Below are 25,177 nucleotides of genomic sequence, written 5' to 3' on the forward strand. Positions count from 1 at the left end.
CCTCGCAAATGCGCCTGGGGCTGCACCCGGGAAGGTAGGTCGAGCGTGAGGGGAAACATTCGTCGTCGCCATATCGGCGCCGCATTCATGCTGTCCATGACGGTCGGTTGCACCGCATCCCCGTCGAATCCGTCGGCTACGAAATCGCAAGTTGCAAAGCCCGCCGCTGCAATGGCAACTCCGGCGGCTCCTGCACCGCAAGCTACTGCCGATTCTCTCGAGCAACGAGATGCGCAACGCGTGTGGTGCGAGTACCTCGATGCATTGCATCGACGTGCCGCAACGTCGTCGGAAGCCATGCCGAGCCTCCGGAAATGCATGGAAGCTCGTACTCTTGCCTCTCCGAAGATGCTCCGCGAAACGGCGCGGTGTTCCCGCGAGGCGCTCGAGCACATCGATGGCGATCCATTCACCAATGAATACGCCACCGCCGTTGCCCGCTGTGGTGCGAGCGCGCTCGACGCGTGCGAAGCCCCGCAAGCCGACCTCGAACCGTTCATTCTGGCAATCTGTTCGAGCGTCGATCGTTGTGGCGAGGCCGATTATGCGCAATGCAAAACGCTCCTCGAAGGCGGGCTCAAACTGCATCTCTCGCGTGCCGTCGGCGCCATGAACGGTCAAGGGCGGCAACAGTTCGAGGGGTGTTTGAAAAAACTCAATTGCGGCGACATGGGTTCACAAATCGTCGAATGCCTGGACCCGATCATGGACAAGCTCTTGTGGCTGCCGGAGTGAGCCCCTGACGGCGGAGCACGTAGAGTCGTCTACTCCCCCACGATTCGCGTCAAAAACCACACGATTCCCAAACCCGCAATGGCCCAGCTCAAAAAACGCACGCCGCGTTTCTCGAACCATTCGCGTTTTCGAGCGGCAAGGACGAGCGGCAAAACCACCGCCAGCGCGGCAAGTTGCCCTGCCTCGACGCCCAGATTGAATGCAACGAGGGCTTTCGGCACGTCCGCTCGAGGAACCGAGATTTCCCCAAGCGCACCCGCAAACCCGAATCCATGAATCAAACCGAATGGAAACGTAATTCGCCACCGTTTGTCCGCGTCTTTCACGAATTGGTTTTCCACCCCCACGTACGCCACGGACAATGCAATGAGCGGCTCCACGATCCGGGGACTCGGCGCCCATACGCCGAGCACCGCGAGACCCAGCGTGATCGAATGCGCAAGCGTAAATGCCGTCACGACGAGCAAAAGCGATCGCCAGCGACCTCCAACGAGCACCAGACCAAAGAGAAATACGAGGTGATCATACCCGAGCAAAATATGCTCGATGCCCATCCAGAAAAATGCCCCGAAACTCGTCGATTGTGTTGGTTTTACCGCAGCGCCGGAACGCTCGACCGGCTGAATCTCCATTTCGCGCTGCGCGCCGAACAGCACCTCCTCGATGACCACATTTCCCGATTCGGCACGCGCAATGTGCCGATGACCGAAGGACAAGTCATCGACGAGGTCGAAACGCACGCGCACCGACGCTGGAGGCGCTGGACACAAATACAAAAGCCGCAAAGACAACCCATCTTCCTCGACGAGAAATGCATCGTCGATGTTGCCCATGCATTCGTCTTTGCCTGCACGAACCACGAGCCGCGGGGCGACCGCTTTGCCGAACGCAGTGCGGGCACCTTGCACTTCGACCGCGGAAATCGCGCCGTCTCCGTCGTCATCGAGCCCTCGAACGAGCAGCGCCGCATCCACGCGCGCAAACACGAGCTCCGCCGTGAGCATCGCGCCGTCGAGCCGATATTCACCCCGCGACAAACCCGCCTGATGGGCGAGGGCCGCGCTTGGAAAAAAGGCGCAAAGGAAGATTGCGAAACAGGCGTACCAGAAAAACCGTATCGTCTTGTGCACTGCTCTGCCTCACCGAGCCAATTTTTGGCTTCGACACTCGACGTGGGATCGAAATGCGGATGTTGTTTGATTCGCGGCGCTACGTAAAACCTCACCCGGACAATGCCTGTCAAAACCCGAGCCGGTCGATGGGTCGTTTGGGCACCGTGATGGATGGCGCGGTGGCCGGGGCTGGTTTTGCGGAGGGAGGTTGGTACGGATCCGTAACATCGATGGGACGCACCTGCGCCAGTTGAATACGACCGTTGCGCATCGTCAGTCTGATCCTGCCCGCATCGATCAGCGCCTGCACCTTGCGCACTGCAGCGGCTCGATCTTCGGCCGATCCTTGTTCTGCAGCGCGACGAGCTTCGGGATCGATCGGTTGCGGACGCTCTTCCTCGCGCCACGCCGATATCATGTGCGCAACGCCTGCAACCTGCGTCGATAGCTCGGCGAGTTTCTTGTCGCGTTCGTCTTCCTTGTTCGATGCGTGCGTGCTGCTCGGGTTTGTCATTGCCGACAGCACGGCGACCTGTTGCATGAGGAATGCGTGCTCCCGTTCGAGCGCTTGCAGCCGGCCCTCTTGCGCGGCCCCGCGGCGAGCTGCTTCCACTTCGAGCATCGTACGGTCGGAGTGACCTTGATCCATGCACGCAACCGTCGTCATGGCGAGGATCACGAGTGCGAAACAGCTTGCTGCGCGTTGCATCTTGCCTCCAAGCCTGCCGATGATATCCCCACGAGATGTTCGTGGCCAAGGGTGAGTGAACGATGACCGGAGGCATGTCGGGTGGACATTTCATCGGGTTTTTCCTGGCCGTACTGGGCCTCGTTGCGCTCATCATCGTGAGCACCAGGTCTTTGGTGCTGCGGCGGCTTGGGAAAATGCGGTGGCCCGTCATCGCAGCCGCCATCGTCGCCCTTTTTCTGCTCGCATTCTTCGGCAGCGGATCGCGCGAGATCACATTTCGCACGGCGGTGGGTCCGGGCGCGGGCGTTCTGCCGCGCATCACGCAGGCCCACATCGACGCGGCGCTCGTGGAAGTTTCGCGACCCGAGTTTGTCAGGTACTTGGCGCGCCTCGAGGATGCCGCGGCCGTGGACGACCCCGAACGAATTGGCCGCGCGCTTTCCGTGCGAGCTGGGACGACGGTCGACTTGAATGCCGAAGGATATCGTATCGACCCGCCGCCGAAAGTGGGGCAGGCGTGGCTCCTCGTATCGTATGCGGACCGTGAAAATGCCATGCTCGCGATATTTGGAGGTGACGCGGGTGTGCGGCGCCTGGTCGTCGCCGAAGGCATCGTGAATCGCGTTCTTCCGCAGGCAGCAGCGCTCGCAGCCCTGCGCACGGCGAATACGGACGACGAAAAGCTTTCCATATTGAGGGAAAATCCGTTTGTCATGCCATACGCAGCCGAATGGATTTGGGCCGAGCTCGGCAAGCTCGCCAAGGACGCGTCACCGGCGCTGTCGGCTGAAATTGCGCAAAAACGCGCTTATGTGCAGAAGTACGTCGAGGATCCGACGGCGAGGGGGCTTTTGGCGGGAGCGCGTGCCGATGCGCCATGAAGTGCAAGGACACGCGTTATGGAGCTTCGGGCCGCCCGCGGGCCCCGACGGGTTCGTGCGCCTGACACGTCACATCTCGACGCGCCCGGTGGTTTTGTTGTAGACTGCGCGCGCCATGTACGACGTCGCCAAACCCATCTATACCCAGGCTCTCAATGAAATCCGCGCCGCCGGCCTCTACAAGAGCGAGCGCGTCATCACGACTCCTCAGGGGGCTGCGATCCGTGCATCGAGCGAACCGGGGGCGGACGCGAACCGTGAGGTTCTGAACTTCTGCGCGAACAACTACCTCGGTTTGTCCTCGCATCCTGTTGTAATCCAAGCCGCGAAAGAAGCCATCGATTCGCACGGATTCGGTTTGTCCAGTGTGCGATTCATCTGCGGTACGCAAGATCTGCACAAGAAGCTCGAAGCGACCGTCAGCCGTTTTTTCGGCAGCGACGACACGATTTTGTATTCGTCGTGTTTCGACGCCAATGGGGGCTTATTCGAAACGCTGCTCGGCGAAGAAGACGCCATCATTTCCGACGCGCTGAATCATGCCTCGATCATCGATGGCATTCGGCTATGCAAAGCCGAGCGGCATCGTTATCCGAACGGTGACATGGCGGCGCTCGAGGATGCTCTGCGAAAAACCCAAAACAAGCGTATCCGCATGGTTGCCACCGATGGTGTCTTTTCCATGGATGGGTACCTCGCCAAACTCGACGTGATTTGCGATTTGGCTGAAAAGTACCGCGCGCTCGTGATGGTCGACGATTCTCACGCGACGGGTTTCATTGGCCCCACGGGGCGCGGAACACCTGAAGAATGCGGCGTGCTTCATCGCATCGACGTCATGACGTCGACGCTTGGAAAAGCGCTTGGCGGAGCGAGCGGCGGGTTCACGACGGGCAAGCAGGAGATCATCGATTTGCTTCGCCAGCGTTCGCGCCCGTATCTGTTCTCGAATACCGTGGCGCCCGCCATCGTCGGCGCGTCGCTGGCCGTCTTCGAGCTGCTCGACAAGGAAGGCGCTTTGCGTGAGCGCGTCATGCAAAATGCGAAGCGCTTCCGTGAAGGAATGACCAATGCGGGATTCACCATCAAGCCGGGCATTCACCCCATCGTGCCGATCATGCTCGGGGACGCTCGCCTTGCGGCAGACCTTGCCGCAGCGATGCTGGAAGAAGGCATTTACGTGATTGGTTTTTCCTATCCCGTCGTGCCCAAAGGCGAAGCTCGCATTCGCGTTCAACTGAGCGCGGCGCATACGCCCGAACACGTCGACCGAGCGATCGACGCGTTCACGAGGGCAGGGAAGCGGTTGGGAGTTCTGGCTTGAAGCCGGGCCAGAATTTGAACCCTCGCTTCGCGCGCGTGGGACGCGCGCTGCGCGAGGCCTAGTTTACGATGGGGGGGTCCGCGGCTCGCCTCCCGGTGCTTTTGCGCTTCGCACAAAAGCACGGCGAGGCGCGGACACCCCCCATACCCCCCCAGGACTGGACTGAACGGTAATTCTTTAATACCGAATGATCACCTTCGGGTAGGTCTTGATGGCCTTTTCGAACGATGCCGGGTCGTAATCCCGAAAATCGAACATCGTTCCTTCCCCGCGGCGCAAAATCACTTCCCAAATCAGGTCGTGAATGTTCGGGTCCCGTGATTCGAGCAAATACCGCGTCACGTGCCACGTCTCGAAAATGCGCCGCCCAATGACACTGTGCAGGCTGATTCCATCGACGATGAGCCGATCGAAGTTTTCGATGATCGCGTCGCCGGTCTTCAAACCAAACAGAATCACATCCCCGCCGCGACGTACGGCCGAAATGGCATTGTTGACGCTCGAATTGACGCCGCTCATCTCGAGCGCCACGTCCACCCCCACGCCATCCGTAAGCTTGCGAATTCGTTCACAAAGTTCCGGGTCGCTCGCATGCGGCCGCTCGGGTGAAGCTTTCTGCGGACGGAGCACGACATCCGCTCCGAGCCTCCGCGCCATTTCCGCGTGGCTCTCCATCGGCTCGACGCCAATGATGAAATGCGCACCCATTGCGCGCGCAATCGCCACGGCAAATAGACCAATCGTTCCACATCCAACGATCGCGACACGCTTCCCGCGCAAATTCACCTTGGTGCACGCATGGACCGCATTCCCGAAGGGCTCTTGAATCGCCGCTACCTCGGGACGGATTTTTGTGATGTCCGTTCGCCACAGCCCTTTTGCTGGCAGTTTCACGTAGTCGGCAAAGCACCCATCTTCGCTGATACCAATGATCTTGTCGTCGGCACATACGTGCGTGTCGCCAATGCGGCACTGATAACACAAACCGCAAACGATGTGGCTCTCGGTCGAAACGATGTCGCCCACTTCGTAACCATATTGGCGTTTCGCGTCGACACCGACCTCGACCACGCGCCCAAGCAGCTCGTGACCAATCACGCGGACGTTTTTCTTGTCGCGGTCGAGCGACTTGAAAATCATGTCCTTGAATGCAGTGCGAAACCAGATGCCCCGATCCGAACCGCAAAAGCCGGTCATGATGGGCTTGACGAGCACCATCGATCGGTCGTGGTAATCGCTCGCCTCGTCGATGCGCGGAAGCGCCACTTCGGTTTTACGAAATCCCGTCGAACAGTCCCACGGATCGGACTCTCGGTCGTACGTCAATGCCCACATGCCGTCGGTCATGAACAAGCGCCTCCTCGGAAGTCGCGCGCGCCAAGTGTCGTCGTCAATTCGCCGGGCGCAAGGGCCAATCGATTGACGCAATGGGTCAGTGTTCTTTGCGGCCGGGAGGCGTCGTTTGCGCAACGCTCGGACGCTCGCGCATGCACTTGTCGAGCGCCGGTTGAAGCGATGCATCGGCGCTGGCGGGCAGCTTCGGCCTTCCCATGACGTTGACGAAGAGACGATCGGGAGCGATGCCTCCGCCGGGCGCAAAACTCATCCAAACGAACATCGCGCGACCCTTGATGTTCTCGAAAGGAACACCCGCCCCCTGACCTCCACGCCAACTGCGCGAATCGTGGCTGTTGTAGCGATTGTCGCCCATCACCCACGCTTCGTTCGCAGCAACTTTGAACGGCCCTTGGTGGTGCCCACAGATGCCCGCTCGGCAGGTTTGTCCGAGTCCACACTCGTCCTGCGTTCGACACGTGGGTTCGTCCGGGCCGTTCGGATGCATGTCGTCGGGCGCGAAGAGCGTGAAATACGACTCATCCTCGAGAAACTCGACGTAGAGCCGCGCGTCGTCTTTCCCGAAGCGACCGACGTAGCAATGCGGAACGAGCCACCCGTTGATGATGGGTCGGCCGTTGATCGCTTCGAGCGTGTCACCCGGCACGGCGATCACGCGCTTGATGAAATCTTGTTCCTTGTTCTCGGGAAACTTGAACACCATCACGTCGCCACGCGACGGCGGCAAACTCGAGAACAGCCGCTTGTCCGTCCATGGAATGAGCGGCCCGTAGGTCAACTTGTTCACGAAGATGTGATCGCCGATCATCAAGCTCGGGATCATCGAACCACTCGGGATCTTGAACGCTTCGATCACGAGCGCTCGCAGAATCAGCGCCACTGCGACGGCCACGCCGATCGATTCGGCATACTCGCGCATCTCGCCCTTGCGCCATCGCGACAAGTGTTCACCCACGAGCCTGTCGGCGCGCGCATGCGCCTCGTCGAACTTGGCCGCATCGAACGGCTCGGCATTCATCGTCTTTTCGAGCGTCGCGAGGGCTTGCGTGAGCTGTTCGCGTTCGGCGGAACGAAGTCCCTTGCCGACTTCACGCTCGTACTGCCGCATGATGCGCCGCGCTTCTTCGAGCAGCATCTGCGCTTCTTCGAAACGCGCTCGCATCGTCGCCGGGATGTCCTTGCGTCCCACGCCGAGCGCTCCTGAAAGCGGAAGCTCGAAACGGAAGTGCCAGGTCACCATGGCAAAGAGCGTAAACAGCACGATGCCTGCAGGAATTTGCTGCTCGGCCACGAACACACGCAGGCCGCCCGCGTCGTGATCTCCGGGTGCTGGAGTCAAGAGCCACACGGTGAGGATGGCCAAGACAAACGGCACCGTCATGATCCAGACGATGTAGAAAAGCGCGCGCAGTCCCGTCGATCCGGACGTTGCCTTGGGTCCGTCTTTGGGCGGATCGTCGGGCAGGTCCTTCGCTTCTGCGGGTGAACTCGGGGGCGGCGTATCTTCCGGCGGGTGTGCCAAGCTCAGCCTTTCTATACGTCGACTCGCGTCGGGGCAAGGGCGCGTGAAGACGCCTTGGGCCTTGCTTCAGGGCGCAGGCCCAATCTCCACGGCGTAGTTGACGAGCACTGCACGATCATCGCCCGCAACGACCGGCGGAGCAGTTCGTCCGGCAGCCGGCGAGTTGTCGAAGACAACATAGTACTCACCCTTGGGAAGCGGCAGTGTCCTACGCCAAACCATGCCACTCGTGACGGGTTCGTCCAGAACAGGCGGCGCTGGAGGTTGTCCAAGTGTTGCTTGGGACGTGTAGCTCACGAGCCACGCTTCGCCGATGCCGCGATGGACGACCATGACGTCTACGTTCTGGGCGCCATCGATCGCGACGCTGAGAAAGAGAGCTTGTTTGCTTCCGGTCACTTCGAAGGGTCCGACGTAGTCACGTTGGTTCTGGTGCACTTCGACGCGTTCGTTGGCGAGCACGAGTCGTCCGTTGTCGGCAGGCGTGTACGGTGACGTTGGGCGTTTTCCTTTCTCCACGATTCCCACGCCGAAGTCGATGTGTCCGTCCGAATCGCGGATGATCGTGAAGCCTTTGGCGAGTTCTTTCTTCAAAACTTCGGCGCCGATGAGGTCGAGGAAGCCTTGTGTGCTTCCCCCGGGCAAACCTACGACGGGCGATTGCGGGGGCACTTCGACGAGGCGCGTGGTGAACGTCACTGCGGTCGTGGCTTTCTCGCGGAAGTACACGTACATGCTCGAGTCGTGCATGAGAAAGTCGTGTTGGTACTCGATGGCGGCATTGGCATCGAAGGTGATGCGTTTGGTGAGGTTTGTCCAAGCGTAACCGTATCCGCCGAACTGGACGAACATGTTGCTGTTGTCGAGCTGTTGGGTGTTGCACGAGTTGGGGAAGAAGCGGCCGGTGGCGGGGTCTTCTTGGCGGAGCTGGAGCGGGACGGAGCGTTTTTTGAGCTCGGTGCAGATTTGGCTTTGTGCGAAGCCGAAGATGCCGCGGCGTAGGGAGAGGTTGCCGGGGTTGTTGACGACGCCGGGCATGATGGACAGGCCCGACTGACCGCAACTGGCACCGACGAAGGACGCGGCGAAGGCTAGGGAAAAGAGCCGCGCGAAGAGGGACGGACGCTGCATGGTGGGGGGCAGGATAATGCAAGCGGGCGGGGCGTGCGGGGAGATTGTTGGGGGTTTGTCGGGGGCAGCGGGGGTGAAGAAGTGAGCGACGCGCTCACTCACACCGGTGAAAACACATCCGCCTCGGATGAAGCAGTCATCGCGCGCGAAAGCCATCGCTTCAGGACGTCAGCATCGATGCACCCATTGAGTTGCTCGAGCGCCGCCTCTGTACACGTTATTCCGCGGGTTGCGAGCAGGGCGAGGATTGCTTCACGAATGGTCATGCGGTTTTTCTCTGCCTCGTCAGCGGCCTCCTGCGCACGCGTTTCGAGATTCGCCACCATTCCTTGGAGACGCCGAATCAAATGTGCCGTGTCGTAAAGCTCGGCTGCCCCTTGGTAAAACCGCAACGAACCCTCGACGATGGCCAAGTCGATTCCGAGTACGCTCGATCGATACAGTCCCGATTGCGGCAAAATCGGTTGGTATCGTTTCAATTCTGGTGAAAGTCGATAACCCAAAAGCCGTTGCTGTTTTTGGTCATAAATAAAATATTCAGGAATGCCGAGCGTCGCATATCGTTCCACGTTTTCGACGAGGTCCTTTTTCCGATCACCCGCCCATAACACTTCGAGCACCCAATCGAGGCCTTTGCCCTCGTCCTGAACGACCCACGCCATACGCTGATCGTCTGCGGGCTCTTCGACGTCGAGCACCGCCAGCACGTCCGGTGTGAATCCCGCGGTCTCCGGATAGATGACGGACATCTCCTCCGCCAAGTAGATCTTTCGTCCCATCGCACGAAAGTGCAGCCCCAGCATGTCGATCGCGCGGCTCTTTGCTTTCTTGTGCGGACGCCCCTCGGACATCGTGATGAGCGGGTCCGACAACGCCTCGTTCACGCTGACGATGAACTGCTCTCGCTCCTCCTTCGTCATCTGTCGCCATCGCTCTTCGCTTGGCGCGATCGGAACGGGACGCCGGGTGAGCCGCGGTTCGACATTCATTACCATGCCCAAGGTACCACGGCAGAGCCGCTTCGGACAGGGCGTGCACGCGTTTTTGGACACCTGCTCAAATTGCCCTGCCAAACCTTACCGGCCGTCGAGTTCGTCCGAGCGTAAGCGCAGGTTCGTCCCAATGGAACCCGCCCCCATCGCCCCCCGACAATGGTACCGTCTCCTCCATGGCCAACGTCGCAGTGCTCGGTGCAGGCGCTTGGGGAACCGCTCTCGCCAAGGTTCTCGCGGACAAACAAAACCCCACCTTCCTCTGGTCCCATACGCCCGCCCTTGCGCGCGCCATCAACGAACGCCGCGTCAACGAACGCTACCTCCCATCCGCAACCCTGCCGCCCAGCCTCCGCGCCACCGACGACCTCGAACAAGCCCTCCGCAACGCCGAGATCGTCGTCGTCGTCGTTCCCTCACACGCCCTGCGAAGCGTCGTCGCCGATGCCCGCAAGTACGTCCCGACGAACGCATTGCTTTGTAGTGCAACGAAAGGCATCGAAAACGATTCGCTCATGCTCATGAGCGAAGTGCTCGTCGACGTGCTCGGTCGCGACGTCGAACACCGACTCACCTATTTGTCCGGCCCGAGCTTCGCCAAAGAAGTCGCCGCGGGACAACCGACGGCAGTTACCGTCGCCGGCACGAGCCACGCTGAAACGGTCACCGTACAACACGCGTTCGCGACGGAACGCCTGCGTGTGTACTCGTCCGACGACGTCGTGGGCGTCGAGATGGGTGGAGCGCTCAAGAACGTCGTCGCCATCGCCGCGGGTGCCTTGGATGGCCTCGGCTTCGGTCACAACGCGCGCGCAGGCGTCATCACGCGCGGCCTCGCCGAAATCGCGCGCGTCGCCATGGTCAAAGGCGGCAGCCCCCTCACGCTCGCGGGACTCAGCGGCCTCGGCGACCTCATTCTCACGTGCACCGGCGAGCTTTCACGCAATCGCACCGTGGGCCTCGAGCTCGGGCGCGGCAGAACGCTCGACGAAATTCTCGCCTCGCTCGGTCACGTCGCCGAAGGCGTCAAGACGGCGAAGAGCGCTTACGATCTCGGCCGCAAGCTCAACGTCGAGATGCCCATCACGACGGAAGTCTACCAAGTGCTCTACGAACAAAAGCCTGCGTTTCAAGCTGTCGTCGACGTCATGAATCGAGCCTTACGCAAGGAATGACCTTGTCGGGAATTCCTGCAGCGCAAGTGCACTGAAAATGTGTAGACTCGACGTCGCGATGCGACCGCTGCGTTACCTAGCTCTTGTCCTCGCTACTGGTTTGTCCCTTGGTGTGACCGTTCGCGCCGCCGCTCAGGATCCCGTGCCGGATCCGAACGGGCAGCCGCCTCCGCCAAGCCCAATTCCGACGCTTCCGCCCATTCCCGGCTTGCCTCCGTTCCCAACGGTGCCGCCGCCGCCACCGCCGCCGCCACCACCGCCGACGGCGCCAGGCCAATTGCCACCGCAGCAGCCAGCTCCAGCGCCAACGTTTCCCACCATCCCGGGACTTCCTCCGCCGTTTGGCCCGGCCGTACCACCGCCGCCGCCACCGCCGCCGCCTCCTCCGTACGGCCAGCCAAACCCCTATGGCCAACCGAATCCATACGGCCAACCGAATCCGTACGGTCAGCCCAATCCATATGGCCAGCCGCAGCCCTGCATCCAGCAGCCAGGCGGGCCTCCGTGTCCTCCGGTCACGCCCCCGTACATTCCTCCCGCCACACGATCCACCGGCGAGATGGGTTTGCTTTATGGAACCGCAGCCGCATGGGGCGTCAGCGTCGGCGTGTGGATCGACCTCGAAGCGGGCGTGACAAACCCCGGTGCAGCACTCATCGCTCCCGTGGTCTTCGGCGTCGCCGCGCCCACGACGTTCTTCTTCCTCGATCGTCCCAAGATGCGTCAGGGACGCCCAGCCGCGATCGCTGCTGGTACGCTCATCGGCGCCGGTGAAAACGCGCTCATCTTCAGTCGGCAATACGTCACCGCAACACCTGGCAACGAATGGGGTGCCGTGCAGTACTTCCGCGGCAACATGATCGCCTCGACCGTCGGCGGCGTCGGCGGATTCCTCGCCCACTACGCGCTCAAGTTCAAGCCGCAAACCACTGCGTTCGTCAGCTCCGGCGCCGTGTGGGGCTCGCTCATCGGCGCCGCGTTCGGCGGTGCCGCGAGCAGCGGTACGTGGGCGCAAACGACCAACGACAGCGTGTTTCTAGGCAGCCTCATCGGTTACAACGTCGTGCTCGCAGGCACCATCGGAGGCTCGTTCTTCTGGACGCCATCGTGGAATCAAATCGGCTGGATGTGGGGCGGGTTTGGCGCAGGCGCCGCGATCTCCGCGCTCATCTACCCATTCTATGCGCTCGCCGACGACGCTGACCCGCGCACGGGCCTCTACGCCCAAGGCATCGTCGCGCCGCTCGGAGCCGTCGTCGGTGCGCTCATCGGGTCCTCCGAGCCTGCAAGCGCCTCGCCCACTGCCGAAGTCGAGAACAATCGGCGCTTCAAGTTTGCTCGTATCCTCGGGCCCACGATTCTCCCGGTCCCTGCGGGTGTCGGAGTTCAACTCATGGGCGAGCTCTACTAAGTCATCGCTCTGCCGTCATGCCACCGCATGACGCGCTATCCTCGGTTTGTCGATGCCTACACTCAAGTACTTCGCAGCCGCAGGAGCGCCTCGTCTCTACGCCATTCACAAGCCCGTCACGACGATGGGCAAAGCGCTTGGCAACGACGTTGCGCTCAGTGGATCCGGCCTCGTCGATCATCACGCGCAGATCGTCTTCGATGGTCGTGACTTCGTCCTCGAAGAGCTCGGCAAGGACGGCGACATCACGATCAATGGCAAGAAGAAACGCCGCGCGCGTCTCGTGCATGGCGATCGTTTGCACTTGGGATCCGTCGAGGTTGGCTTCTCGATGTTCAGCGAGGCCGCATCTTCACGTCGTCGCGACGATGACGAAGAGGCTCCCGAGCGCGACACGGGATCGTCGGAAATTGCAGGCGTTCGCAAGCTTTTTGCCTTCAGCGAAAAACTCATCAACCGACGCAACATCGACGAAGTGCTCGAAGCGATGCTCGACGACATCATCGAGCTCACGCATGCGGACAAGGGATTTTTGCTGCTCCTCGAAGGCGCCGAAGCCGCGGCGGATCCCAACAAAACCGCGCGGCGCGACGGTGAAGAACGAAGGCTCGTCGTACGCGCTTCACGCAACGTTCGTCGCGAAGCGATCACCGATGCGGCGGGTGGAATATCCGACAGCATCGTGTGGCAAGTCATCACGTCGGCGCGTGCCGTCATCGTGTCGGATGCGCTTGCAGACACGCAGTTTGGCCGCAGCGAAAGCGTCATCGCGATGAAGTTGTCGAGCGTGCTCTGCGCTCCTCTCATGTCGCAAGGCGAAGTGATCGGCGCGATCTACGTCGGCAACGACAAAGTAAAGCATCTCTTTGATCGCAAGCAGCTCGAGCTCGTTGGCATCTTCGCATCACAAGCATCGCTCATCCTGCAAAACACGATGCTCCTGAGCGCGCTTCGTGCGGACAAGGCCAAGCTCGAGGCGGATCTCAAGGACAAGAAATTCGGCGAGATCATCGGCGCATGTCCATCGATGCTCGAAGTCTTCCGCAAGCTCACCAAGGTTGCGGCGACCGACATCAGCGTGCTCATCACGGGCGAAACCGGTACGGGCAAGGAGCTCATCGCGCGGGAAGTTCATCGCCGTAGCAATCGGGAAGGCGGGCCGTTTGTCACGATAAACTGCGGAGCGATCCCGGAAAACCTCATCGAGAGCGAGCTCTTCGGGCACGTGAAGGGAGCGTTCACGGGCGCGGTTGCGAGTCGTCCGGGGAAGTTTCAAGTCGCGGACAAGGGAACCTTGTTTTTGGATGAAATTGGCGAGCTTCCCTTGAACTTGCAGGTCAAACTATTGCGAGCGCTGCAAGAACGCGTCGTTTTTCGCGTGGGCGATTCGCGCCCGGAGAAAGTCGACATTCGCATCGTGGCCGCGACGAACCGGAACTTGGAAGAAGAAACCCGCGCCGGGAATTTCCGCGAGGATCTCTATTATCGGCTCAACGTGGTCAATTTGTGGCTACCGCCGCTCCGTGACCGCGGTGATGACGTGCTCATCATTGCCAAGGCGTTGCTGTCGAAATATGCCGACGAATTGAAGAGCTCGGTGCGAGGGTTCAGTCCGGCGGCGCTCGCTGCAATCAAGAAATATTCGTGGCCCGGGAACATCCGGCAACTGGAAAACCGCATCAAAAAGGCGCTCGTGCTCTGCGACAAGACGCTCCTCGGCCCCGAGGATCTCGATTTGGGTGCGGCCGCTGAATCCAGCATCTTGCCGCTCGAAAAAGCGAAAGAAGAATTCCAGCGGCGGTACGTTCTCGAAGTGCTCGAACGCAACAATGGGAACCGCACCCAGACCGCTCGGGACCTCGGCGTGGATCCACGCACCATTTTCCGATATTTGGAAAAGGAGCAAAATCCCATGCCGAGCGGCGCGGGCGGGAGCGCGCGGGAACCTTCCGAAGGCTGATGGAACCACAGAATTCTCGGGCGCTGCCCGATCCCTGTCCTGCAAAAACACGCTCGGACCTCGAATGGGACCGCCTGCTCGCGGCGCTCGCGGACCGAGCGTCCAGCGTTGCGGGAAAACAGCTCGCGCGGACGCTCCCGTTTGCCCGGACGTATGATGCTCTGCTGCTCGCGCTGGGCGAAGTGCGCGAAGCCGTCGACCTCAATCGATTGGGCGAACCATTGCCGGCGCCGGATGTGCCCGATGTCGCGCAAGGGCTCGAGCGTGCGCGCATTGGCGCGTCGCTAACGAATGAAGAGCTGCGTTCGGTGGGCCGGTGTCTCATCGAAGCGGGGCGATTGCGACGTTTTCTGCAATCGCGAAAAACGCACATTCCATTGCTCTTGCAAGCGTGCTCCACCGACCCGGGGCTCGATAAGCTCGAAAGGGAAATTCACAGCGCATTCGATCCCGACGGCACGCTCGCCGATCGGGCGTCGCCGCGTCTTGGTGAATTGCGCAATGAACGAAAGCACCTGCGTGATCGCCTCGTCCGAAGGCTCGAAGAGATCATGCAGCAGCATGCTGATATTCTTCAGGATGTTTTTTATACCGAGCGGGATGGTCGATACGTGCTTCCCGTGCGGTCAGATGCGCACGAGCGATTTCCGGGCATCGTGCATGCGACGAGCGGCAGTGGTGCGACGCTGTTCGTGGAGCCGCGCGCCATCGTGGAGCTGGGCAATCGATTAAAAATGGTCGAAGCGCAGGTCGTGCACGAAGAGGACCTCGTGCGAGCGGCGCTCAGCGAAAAGATCGAGCATGACATCCACAATGTCGAAGCGGCGGCCGCGGCGCTTGCACATGCGGATCTTCGTGCGGCTTCGGCGCGACTTGCTCGAGAGTTGACGTTGACGTTTCCTGCGGTCCCCAAAATGGAAGAATGGGGAAAGGACAGGGGCGAACCGGCAATTCGATTGCGTGGTGCGCGGCATCCGCTCTTGGCGCTCGATGGGGTGAACGTCATACCGAGCGACATTGAAGTGGGTGCAGGCCAAGCGATGATCGTTTCGGGGCCGAATGCAGGCGGAAAAACCATTGCATTAAAGACGCTCGGTTTGGCGGCGCTTTGTTTGCGTGCGGGATTGCCCGTACCGGCGGACGAAGGTTCGAGCGTTGCGGCGTTCGAGGTTGTCCTGACGGACGTCGGCGATGATCAGAATCTGCACAAAAATTTGTCGACGTTCAGCGCGCACGTGCAAAACCTGGCGGCCATTCTGGAAGAAACGCGTCCGGGCGCTTTGGTTTTGCTCGACGAACTGGCTGGAGGTACCGATCCGCGTGAGGGTGAAGCGCTTGCGTCCGCGGTGCTCGATTCCATGGTGGCTCGAGGTGGCGCTGTGGCGACGACGACGCATTACGAGGGGCTCAAAGCATTGGCGCTGGCCGATCCGCGATTCGTCAATGCATCCGTTGGATTCGACCTTGCCACGATGAGTCCGACGTTTCGATTGGTGATGGGAATTCCTGGGGCATCGAGCGCATTGTCGGTGGCGCGACGATTCGGCATTCCGCAGATCGTGCTCGAACGGGCGGAAAAGTTTTTGTCGCGGGATGCGGCGAATTTCGAGGAAGTCGTCAACAAATTGCATGCGGAGCGCACGGCGCTGGAAGTCGCGCGTGAAGCGGCAAAACGTGCGACGGACGAGGCGCGTGAAAAGGAACGGCTGCTCAATGCGGAGCTTTCGCGGCTGCAGACGATCGAGCGGGGCATTCTGACGGATGCTGGCAAGGAATTGTTCGAATCGCTGAAGCGGGCGCGAACGCAATTGCGCGAAATGGAAGCCAAGCTGCGGGGCAAACCGACGGCGAATGATTTACGGGACGCGGCGCGAGCCATTGATGTCGCCGCGAAACGCCTCACGGCGCTCGAAGAAAGCGAGCCCGCGCCGATTGTCGATGTCCCTGTGCCGGGAGCCATCGATGCGGGCGCGATTCGCGCGGGTATGCGCGTGTACGTCCCGCGTCTGCGCACGACGGCGGAAGTCGTGGAAGTGCTCGCCGACGGGAAGCTTCGCGTCGCAGCAGGGCCGCTCAAATTGACCACGACGATTGCCGACGTGCGTACGCCGGATGCGGCGGGCATGTCGGAAAAGCCGCGCGAGAGCATTCGAGGGCCCGTGCGCCGATCGGTATTCGATGCAGCGGCGGATCCCGACGTGCCTGCGCAAACGAGCGACAATACGGTGGATTTGCGCGGACTCCGGGCGCACGAAGCGGTGGCCATGGCCGAGCAATTTTTGGATCGGTCGCTGGGTGCAGGCCGCAAGGTCGCGTTTTTGATTCACGGGCACGGCAAAGGCGCATTGCGCGACGCCGTGCGAGACGCGGTCAAGCAAAGCCCGTACGTGGCGAAATCGCGTCCGGGGGAGCCGCGCGAAGGCGGGGACGGGGTGACGGTGGTGTGGCTGCGGGAGTGAAGCGAGTCGTCCGTTTTTCGTTCGACCCGCGGCTCACAAGGCAGCCAATATCTTCTCCAGCCGATGCCGATACGTATGTTCGGCAAGCGCTCGCTTTGCACCCGCTTCGCGAATGGGCTCTACTTCCGCTGGAAACCGCTTCGCCTTGTCGATGTGTGCCAAGAGCTCTTCGTACGTGCCGAAATCCATCACTTCACGACCAGGCTCGAAACATTGCGAAAGCGTCGGCCGACGCTCGACGATTTGCAGCCCTCCCGCTCCTGCAATCTCGAATGCGCGGCAATTGATCGAATTTCCTTCGGCAAGGGCAAAAGAATTGAGACACGCCATTCCCTCGCCGAATATACGACTTTTCTCGGTGCGCGTAATGTATTTACCTGAAAAACGAGCGCGCACTTCGGGCGCCGCCCAATGCGGGAGCGGTGAACCGTAGAGCGCAAGATCGACATTATCGCGTGCAAGGCGCACGAGGAGCGCTTGGCGAAAGCCATAATAATTGCCTGCAATGATCACGGAATCGTTCTTGCGCGTTGCGACGGGGCGATGCCACTTTGGATTCATCGCTTCGTGCATGAGGTGCGCGTTTTGCCCGACGAGACGAAGCTTTTGTGCAGCGTCGGGATCTTTGACGTACACCGTGTCCCAATGAGGATTCACAAGGCCCCAGCGCTGACTGTTGGCAGGACAATCGCCCCACCACAGGATCCTGCGACCGCGCAGGGTTTTTCCGAGCTCTGCCAGGATTTGTGGATGCACGTCCCACGTGAGCGCCAGCAATACGTCGGGGCGCGTTTGGCGCACGAGATCGAGCAATTTTCGATCGGCCGGCAGCGGCGCATCACCAAAAATTCGCTCCTTCAGCGCCCGCACGAGCCGATTCGGCAGCGACCAATACTCGGCATGCCGGACTTCTTCATTGCCAATCACTTCGTGGCCCATTTCCGTGAGCGCCGAAGCGACGTTGTCGACGAAACTGTCTTCGTATCGAGGTCCGAGAACGAGAAATCGCATGGCTATTTGGTATCCAAAATGGTGGCCCGACGCAATTCGGGAATGCTGCGAATGTGGTCGAAAACGAGGATGGCGACTCCAATCGTGACCGTTCGATATATCAGCGCGACCAAAACACTACCCGCTTCGGCCATGTGCGTAATCGTGAACGTTACGCCGAAATACAAAAGCAAGCGCAAAGGGTCCCTTTCGGCGAACGGAGTTGCGAGTTTCCAAAGTTTGCCGCACATGATGCCGAGTATGGTCATGCCAATGACGACGCCATACCAGCCGAAATTCCAATAAAGCTCGCCAGGCGCGGTTTGCCCAAGCGACGTCGTGGCCTTGGCCTCCGTGCGAGCTTGACCAAGGTACACCGTAAACCACGCTCCGCGCGTGATGGTCGGTTTGTCCGGCCAAATGAACCGCGGAATGAATGCATATACAAGATAATCCATTCCTTCGCCATACATGAGCCCAGTTTTCTGAACTTCTCCGTAAATACACGCCATCGCCGTGGCATCGAACGAACGTTCCAAGTACCTCGAGATCTGTTTTTCCGTTCCGACCTCCTTTTCATAATCACCCGCCGTGTACACCTGAACGATGCGATCGAATTGCGAGGCGTTCGCATCGAACCTTTTCATGCGCGACGCCATGACGACCGGCGCGATGATGCCAATGTAAAACGCAAACATGCCGGCCGCGAGAAGCGGGATGAACTTTCGGAGCCATGCGTCACGCAAAAATAACCACAATGCGGGCAAAAAGCTGAACATCAAGTATGCCTTGGAACCCGAATTCAAATTCGTCACGAATTCGACGAGCGTGCCGACGTAAAAAATAGTCCAGAAAAGCAGGCCCCTCTTTCGTGCGTCATGACTGAGGAAATACGCCGCGAGCGCCGCCGTCGACGCGAAATGCATGACCCCGGCAATCGCACCGAACGACGCGACGAACTTCGCCGCAACTCGAGTGCCCATTCCGGCCGTCCACAGGATGAACAATGCAACGGAGGGCGGGCTTCCCACTGCAACCGGCATGGTCGCCGTCGCAGCAAATGGACGCGTCAATTGCAGACCCGCATGCAATGCGACGTTTCCGAGCACCATCATGATGTAGCCCATCGCGACGTCGTCCGGCTGCAACATTTTCACGGAAAATGGCATCGGCTCGCCATCGACGATCTTGTTCGCAAAATGAATGGCGCTCGGCCCCACCGGCGGGAGAAACCACACGAAAAGCGCGCTCAATGGACTCACGAAAAGCGGTGCCCTGCGTAATTCGATAACCGCCAGCACCGCATAGACCACGATCCCTATCGCGCCCGACACGTAGAGTGTAACGGCAGGATGCTCGCTGATGAGCCACACGAGCGTGACCACCAAGAGGAACATGGTGTGCAGCGCGAGCGGCGCGTAACGCTGATATCTTTCCGCGACGACCGGTGGCCACGCCTTGGCCGTACTCGCTGCACGGGCACCAGCACGACGCCCAATGGGGTCATCGTACAGCGGTGTGTCGGACAAGGAGCCCTGCATCGTACGATCCGATTGTGACACACTGTTGCGCAAGAGGACAAGGAAACCGAAAGGTCACCCCGCCGGACGGAGGTCTGGCGCGAATGCCGAAAGCGCATTCCAGAGCCTTCCGCCGAAATGTTCCTCGGTAAAGTGCTGAAGTAAGCGCTGGCGGCCGAGCTTGCCCAATCGTCGACGTTTGTCCACGTCATCGAGCAATTCGACGACGACCCGTGCAAGTCCGGGGCGATCCCCATAACGCACGAGCAGCCCCGTCTCGCCACCGATCACCACTTCGCACGCCGCATCGTTCGTCGAAGCAATACACGGTTTTTCCTCCGCCATGGCCTCGAGGTACACCAGGCCAAATCCCTCCCCACAACTCGGCATGGCAAACACGTCGGTGCGCCGATAACATTCCCGAAGCTCGCCATAAGGAACTCGACCAAGGAATCGGATCGCGCCGCTGCGGATGTGTCCCAGACGTTCGGCTCGCGCTTCGATGTCGGCTCGCGCATCCCCGCCGCCGACGATGTCGAGACGCGCCGTCGGAAGAAAGCGGCGCACGTCAGTCCAAACCGAAATGAGCTCCTCGTGACCCTTGTAACGCTCGGAACCGGTCATGCGACCGACGATCAGTACGGAGGGCACCGAATCTGCGGGTGCGATTCCCTCCGTGGGATTCGAATCCAAATCGCGATTGAGTCCAAGCCAGCAAACGGTGCCCGGAATTCGCTTCCATTCGGGATTGAATTCGAAAAATCGATTCAAGGTGAATCGGCTATTCGACAAAATTCCGTCGGTCGCTTCGAGGCCCGCGCGCTGCGGCAGGGACAACTTGCGCCAGCATTCGACACCGTGAATGAATTGTACGAGCTTCCCGCGGGCGCCGCGGAGCAATCGACCGACCGGGCCGACACCAATATGCGTCGTAAAGACGAAATCGTGCTCCCCTCGTTCGGCCGCCGCAGCCGCCAACATCGAAAGGCGTGCCCCTCCAAACCCTCGGAAACGCAAAGGCGGCCGGCGAAGACCACTGGCGCGCGCGACATCGACCTCCGAACATGGCTTGTCATGCAATGCCCAAATGTCGAAATCAATGGGAATCCCACGCTCGTCCGCAATACGCTCGATTTGACGAAGCGCCTGCCGAGTGACGGTGGGTATGCCTCCTTGGGTCGTATCGACGAGATCGGGACAAAGCAGAGTAAACTTCATTGGTAAACCCGCGAAAGAGCCGATCGCCGACAATCAATCCACCGACAGTGCATGACTGTCGAAGTACGCGACGAGCGCAGTCAAGCAAAATACGCGCGAGAATGCAACCCGCCGCTGAAGAAACGCTTGCCAAATGTCCGCCGCCGCGCGCGCGTTCAAAAACGGCAAACGCCGAATGGGCGCACCAAGAAGCATTTCCTCCGCCCACGGACGTAGCGGCCCCCTCAACCAATCCCCAAATGGTAAACAAAAGCCCATCTTCGCCTTACGCAAAACGTTGTTTGGCAAATCACCAACAGCTTGGGTGAGCAGCGGCTTGTTCACTTTGCGGTCGAGTTTTACGTGGGCTGGCAAACGTAAAACATGCTCGATGAGCACGTGGTCGACGAGCGGTACGCGGACTTCCAACGCATGCCGCATGCTCATGACATCCGCGTCGCGCAAGAGCGTATCGCGAAGATAATTGGACAACTCGAGCGCCGAATAGGCATTTTCCGGCTCGAGATCCCCGCGTTCGAGCAGCGTGGCGAAACCCGGAGGAATCGTGACGGGCAAAAAGGGTGCGTCTTCGGCAAATTCGGGGCTGATGAGCTGCCGGATTTGCTCGACCCCGAACATCGACCGCAACGTAGCATATGTTTTACTGGGCGAACCACCGGCTCGAAGGAGATCGGCAAATTTTTGAATGCGGTGAGGGACGCGCCCAATCTGCGTCACGACGGATGCTGCGCGATCGAGATACGGGGAAATGCGGCGCGTGAGGCGACCGATGGCGAGCGCCAAACCAAATTGCCCAAAACCTCCATAACCTGCAAACACCTCGTCCCCGCCAAGACCGGAAAGCGCGACGGAGAGCCCCGATTGCCGGGCTGCCTTGGAGACGATGTACGTATTGAATCCGTCGTGAGATGGCTGGTCGAGCGACATCATGACGTCGTCGATGCTGGAGAGCGTATCGCGGCCGGCAAGGCGAACTTCGCAATGGTTCGAGCCAATGCGACGCGCCGTTTCGGCCGCAATGCGCCCTTCGCTGAACGACTCCTCCTCGAACGTGACCGTGAACGTGCGAATGGGCGAGCTCGACGTTCGCGCCGCAAAGGACGCGATGGTCGTGCTGTCGATACCACTCGAAAGGAATACCCCGAGCGGCACGTCGGCGATGAGCCGCAATCGAATCGCGTCGGCCAAGACCGAACGGACGTCGTCGACCGCTGCATGCATGCTCGTGTTCGTAGAAGGCTCCACGGGCACGCTCCAATAGGTCCACGAGCTCACGCTGCCATTCGAATATTCGAGAATGGTTCCCGGCGGAAGCGGAGCGATGTCGGAGACGATCGTATCGGGCTCGGAGACCGAACCGGTGGACAAGTACGAAGCAACGGCGCGGCGAGAAATCGTTTTGGCGGAAAACCCCGTTCGTACGAGCGCCCGAACTTCGGAAGTAAAAGCAAAATACCCCGGACCCGACGTGAAATACAGAGGCTTGATGCCCATGTGATCGCGCGCGAGCACGAGCTTGCGCTCGCGACGGTCCCAAATCCCGAAGGCAAACATGCCCCGAAACCGCGCAATCGCGTCCGTGCCCCATTGCGCATAAGCTTCGAGGATCACTTCGGTGTCGCAACTGCCACGAAATCGCACGCCGAGCGCTTCGAGTTTGGCACGAAGCTCGGGAAAGTTGTAAACTTCGCCGTTGTATACGATCGTGTAGCGACCATCAGGCGTCGTCATCGGCTGCCGACCATTCGGAGACAGGTCGATGATCGCCAATCGGGTATGCGCTAGGCCGCATTCGAGCGGTTCATCGTGGATCTCGAGCAATGAAGAATCGTCTGGACCTCGATGATGCAGCGCCTGCAGGGCGGTTTCGAGAACCGCGCGGCCACCTTTTTCAGGCTTGGTGGTGACATATCCAAAAATACCGCACACGTGTCGTGGCTCCTATTCATGCTTTCGTGGCATCGCAAAGGAAAGTGTCAACATGTGGCGATCGGTCGTCAATGCGCGGACTTCCCCAAAGCTCGCGCGCGTTCCTCGATGATACGTTTGCGAATGGCTTCATCCATGCCGCCGCGTTTTGCCGCCAATCGTTCGAGTGCGTCGACACATTGGGCATGAGCTCCTCCACGACTGGCCGCATCCGCCAGAGCAAGCCAGCGCGCCTCGGTTGGCTCTTCGCGCGCCGCACGCGCATAAAGCGCAATCGCGGATGCCGCATCGCCGCGTTGTTCCCGCACCACGGCAACGAAGGTGGCCGCGTCGGCGCACGCCGTCGACGACAAACAACTCGCTCCGAGATACTCGCGCGCTGCCAGGTCGATTCGTTCGGTGCCGCTGATTTTGGAAGCCGCCTCCACTCGGACGCGCATGCATTCTGCGCGGTCACGCACGTGCACACAACGCTCCGCCAAAAGCGCATCGGCCTCTTCGGGTTTGCCCTCGAGCACTTTGAGACGCGCCGCAATGCGAGCCGATACGGATTCGGTCGGATGCGATCGTTCGAGGGCAGCGGCATGCTCCTGAATTTCTCGTGCACACTTGTCGCGGTCTTCGCACAGGCCACCTTTGGCATCCTTGTTCTTCATTGCGGCAAGACGCACTTCAGCTTCGCGAATGCGCGGCCCAAAGATGCTCGGATCACGACGAATGGCTTCGGCGTCGAAACGCGAGCGCAATTCTGGCAATTTCGCGGCTTCGGCGTGCCGTCCAAAGGAATCGAGGGTCATGGCTGCGCGCGGGCCTTCGGGTATCGCGAGATTCAGGTCGTCGTATTTCGTACTGAATCGTAGCGCCAAACGCGCCGCGACATCGATGAGCGCCGCATCCTGTTCGATGGCGAATCGCAATTCGAGCAGCGCTTGTCTTTTGGCACCATGCGTCCCGAGCACTTCCGCGAGAAGCAAATGCGCTCGCGGATTGACAGGGCTGCGTTCGAGCGACCGCTGAAGCCATGGAATGGCCGATTCGCTATTCGTGCGCGTTGCTACGAGCGCACCGACGAGCGGAAAATAAGGCTCACCAGGGTGCCGGAGCATCGCCGTGCGCAAGGAAGCTCGAAGCTCGGCACGAATGGCCGGATTGGTGAAATCACGCCCTTCATAAGCCTGCTTGATCCAATTCCGTTCGGTGCCGACGTCCGGATGGCCAAACCGAAAAGCAGCAGCCGCGATCACGAGCCCACTCGAGAAAACGAATGCGGGCATCATTCGACCCATGCGCTGTGAACGACGTTGTTCGTATTCGATACCTGCTCGGGACCTCAAATTGTCGCCCCACAGTGATCCGATGGTCACGACGAGGCCATAACAAACAGCCGGAATTTCGAGGGACAAGTCGGCGAGGTTTTGAAGCAGGACGACGACGACCCCTGTGAATGCGGCGGCCGCGAGACCACTATGCCGCGCGCCGAGCCGCGAAGGACGAAGCGTCCACGCAAACGCCAAAAGCGCGAGCGCTCCAATGGGAACGCCCCATTCGACGAGCCATTGCGCGGGGAAGTTTTCGAGGTACGCGTACACCACGTGCCCGGGAACCGTGCGGTGCGCGGGAAAAACACTTTCGAATGCGCCTCGGCCAATGCCAAGAAAGAAATGACCTTCCAAAAGCGGTTTGGCCCAAAGAACCATTTCCAATTTGCCGAGGTTCTTGTCGTAAAGCTCGCTCCACGTATCGCGCGTGCCGCCCAAGACCGCAAGCAGCGCGCCGGCCACCAAGGTTCCACCAAGAAGCCATCGCGCCGAAGCCCGGGATTCCGCCGAGTCATCCTCGCTCTTTCGCGAGATCTTCGTGCCCAATAGGGCCGCCAAGAGGAGGATGCCGACGAGCAGCGTTATCAAGCCGCCGCGCGAGGCGCTCGTCACGCTCACGCCAATCAGAAACGCAATGCCCGCTGCAATCACCCATCGAGGCATGTCGCGGCTTCGCGTGAGGACGAGGGACATTCCGGAGAGAACGCCGAGGTTCAAATACCCCGCAAGCGTATTGGTGTTGATGAGCGGTCCGACGTGCCATGGCGGAAGCTCGACCGACGGCTTGTATATGCCGTACACGTCTTTCAACCCGAGAAGCCCATGCGCGATGGTCGCTGTCGCCACCAAAATGGCCGAGACGAATACCACGCCAATGCCCATGGTCGCGCCATATCGCGCCGACACCGTTGCCGCGGCCGTGAAAAGGGCCGCATAGGAGCTCCACTTGAGCGCCTCGACGACCGATGCACCCGGATCGAGCGAAATGCTGGCAAAGCGTGGTCCAGCTTCGCCAAATGGCATGAGCGCGCGCGCCCAAATGTCCGCGTTGGCCGGCGCGATGCGCTCGAGCCACGAAATGGGCAGCGGAATCGCTTGCAGCAGCGTAATGGCCGCCAATACCGTGGCAATGGCAGCAGGTATGGCGATCGACGTGCCGCCACGACGCTTCAGATCGTGCAGGATCCCCAAAGCTGCCGCGGCAAACGCAATCGGTGCGATCACGACGAGCGTTTGAACATGCACCGTGCCAATCGCGAGCGCCGACGCAATCACGACGAGCGCCACGAGACCCGCCACGATCTGCACGCCCATGTCGCCTGCAAAACGCGATGCCGATTCCACGTGGCGGTGCGCCTCTATTCGCTCCCGCCGACGTCGGCCACGTCGCGGACCTTTGGGATCGATCTCTTTCGTTTCGGTCACGTGCGGGCTCCAGAGTGTAGCTGCAAG

Annotated in this window: 18 protein-coding genes; 7 read left to right on the plus strand and 11 right to left on the minus strand. The window is 60.3% G+C overall.

Features of this window, described 5'->3' with window-relative positions; genetic code table 11:
- Positions 1 to 96: 96 nt before the first annotated feature.
- Positions 97 to 735 (plus strand): hypothetical protein, encoded by a 639-nt coding sequence (locus IPM54_33840; GenBank protein ID MBK9264754.1) that lies wholly within the window; start codon positions 97 to 99, stop codon positions 733 to 735.
- A 29-nt stretch (positions 736 to 764) separates the two neighbouring features.
- Here IPM54_33840 and IPM54_33845 read toward each other — a convergent pair whose 3' ends face one another.
- Both IPM54_33845 and IPM54_33850 read right to left on the minus strand, forming a co-directional pair.
- Complete coding sequence (locus IPM54_33845; protein MBK9264755.1) at positions 765 to 1,865, minus strand: HupE/UreJ family protein; 1,101 nt, start codon at positions 1,863 to 1,865, stop codon at positions 765 to 767.
- A 109-nt stretch (positions 1,866 to 1,974) separates the two neighbouring features.
- On the minus strand, positions 1,975 to 2,556 hold the full coding sequence (locus IPM54_33850) for a hypothetical protein (GenBank protein ID MBK9264756.1): 582 nt from the start codon (positions 2,554 to 2,556) through the stop codon (positions 1,975 to 1,977).
- A gap of 62 nt (positions 2,557 to 2,618) precedes the next feature.
- Here IPM54_33850 and IPM54_33855 point away from each other — a divergent pair, with 62 nt between their 5' ends.
- Entirely contained in the window at positions 2,619 to 3,419 is an 801-nt protein-coding gene (locus tag IPM54_33855; protein ID MBK9264757.1) for a hypothetical protein, read from the plus strand.
- A 115-nt stretch (positions 3,420 to 3,534) separates the two neighbouring features.
- Positions 3,535 to 4,743, plus strand: a complete 1,209-nt coding sequence (kbl, locus tag IPM54_33860) for a glycine C-acetyltransferase (GenBank protein ID MBK9264758.1) — start codon at positions 3,535 to 3,537, stop codon at positions 4,741 to 4,743.
- Between the two features lie 177 nt (positions 4,744 to 4,920).
- On the opposite strand, the gene IPM54_33865 is transcribed toward kbl, so the two are convergent.
- From IPM54_33865 to IPM54_33880, 4 genes are all read right to left on the minus strand, one after another.
- Entirely contained in the window at positions 4,921 to 6,090 is a 1,170-nt protein-coding gene (locus IPM54_33865; GenBank protein ID MBK9264759.1) for a zinc-binding dehydrogenase, read from the minus strand.
- Between the two features lie 85 nt (positions 6,091 to 6,175).
- Positions 6,176 to 7,621, minus strand: coding sequence for a signal peptidase I (gene lepB, locus IPM54_33870; protein MBK9264760.1), 1,446 nt, complete (start codon positions 7,619 to 7,621; stop codon positions 6,176 to 6,178).
- A gap of 66 nt (positions 7,622 to 7,687) precedes the next feature.
- Entirely contained in the window at positions 7,688 to 8,752 is a 1,065-nt protein-coding gene (locus IPM54_33875) for a hypothetical protein (GenBank protein ID MBK9264761.1), read from the minus strand.
- Positions 8,753 to 8,850: 98 nt separating this feature from the next.
- Positions 8,851 to 9,741: a Uma2 family endonuclease gene (locus IPM54_33880; GenBank protein ID MBK9264762.1), complete on the minus strand. Its 891-nt coding sequence runs from the start codon at positions 9,739 to 9,741 to the stop codon at positions 8,851 to 8,853.
- Between the two features lie 179 nt (positions 9,742 to 9,920).
- Here IPM54_33880 and IPM54_33885 point away from each other — a divergent pair, with 179 nt between their 5' ends.
- Genes IPM54_33885 through IPM54_33900 form a run of 4 tightly spaced genes read left to right on the plus strand, consistent with a single transcriptional unit; the run spans position 9,921 to position 16,749 of the window.
- The gene (locus tag IPM54_33885; GenBank protein ID MBK9264763.1) at positions 9,921 to 10,919 is read left to right on the plus strand and encodes an NAD(P)-dependent glycerol-3-phosphate dehydrogenase; all 999 of its coding nucleotides are present in this window, start codon (positions 9,921 to 9,923) and stop codon (positions 10,917 to 10,919) included.
- Positions 10,920 to 10,977: 58 nt separating this feature from the next.
- On the plus strand, positions 10,978 to 12,330 hold the full coding sequence (locus IPM54_33890; GenBank protein MBK9264764.1) for a hypothetical protein: 1,353 nt from the start codon (positions 10,978 to 10,980) through the stop codon (positions 12,328 to 12,330).
- A gap of 52 nt (positions 12,331 to 12,382) precedes the next feature.
- Entirely contained in the window at positions 12,383 to 14,290 is a 1,908-nt protein-coding gene (locus IPM54_33895) for a sigma 54-interacting transcriptional regulator (GenBank protein ID MBK9264765.1), read from the plus strand.
- On the plus strand, positions 14,290 to 16,749 hold the full coding sequence (locus tag IPM54_33900) for a Smr/MutS family protein (GenBank protein MBK9264766.1): 2,460 nt from the start codon (positions 14,290 to 14,292) through the stop codon (positions 16,747 to 16,749). Before IPM54_33895 ends, IPM54_33900 begins: the two co-directional genes overlap by 1 nt.
- Positions 16,750 to 16,782: 33 nt before the next feature.
- On the opposite strand, the gene IPM54_33905 is transcribed toward IPM54_33900, so the two are convergent.
- The 5 genes from IPM54_33905 to IPM54_33925 all read right to left on the minus strand — a co-directional run bounded on the left by IPM54_33905 (position 16,783) and on the right by IPM54_33925 (position 25,069).
- Complete coding sequence (locus IPM54_33905) at positions 16,783 to 17,760, minus strand: glycosyltransferase (protein MBK9264767.1); 978 nt, start codon at positions 17,758 to 17,760, stop codon at positions 16,783 to 16,785.
- A 2-nt stretch (positions 17,761 to 17,762) separates the two neighbouring features.
- Positions 17,763 to 19,268 (minus strand): oligosaccharide repeat unit polymerase, encoded by a 1,506-nt coding sequence (locus IPM54_33910; GenBank protein ID MBK9264768.1) that lies wholly within the window; start codon positions 19,266 to 19,268, stop codon positions 17,763 to 17,765.
- A 66-nt stretch (positions 19,269 to 19,334) separates the two neighbouring features.
- Positions 19,335 to 20,477: a glycosyltransferase family 4 protein gene (locus IPM54_33915; GenBank protein ID MBK9264769.1), complete on the minus strand. Its 1,143-nt coding sequence runs from the start codon at positions 20,475 to 20,477 to the stop codon at positions 19,335 to 19,337.
- Between the two features lie 33 nt (positions 20,478 to 20,510).
- Complete coding sequence (asnB, locus tag IPM54_33920) at positions 20,511 to 22,406, minus strand: asparagine synthase (glutamine-hydrolyzing) (protein MBK9264770.1); 1,896 nt, start codon at positions 22,404 to 22,406, stop codon at positions 20,511 to 20,513.
- 68 nt (positions 22,407 to 22,474) lie between these two features.
- On the minus strand, positions 22,475 to 25,069 hold the full coding sequence (locus IPM54_33925; protein MBK9264771.1) for a lipid A core--O-antigen ligase: 2,595 nt from the start codon (positions 25,067 to 25,069) through the stop codon (positions 22,475 to 22,477).
- Positions 25,070 to 25,177 lie beyond the last annotated feature (108 nt).

It is taken from the genome of Polyangiaceae bacterium (genome assembly GCA_016715885.1).
Taxonomy (GTDB): domain Bacteria; phylum Myxococcota_A; class Polyangia; order Polyangiales; family Polyangiaceae; genus Polyangium.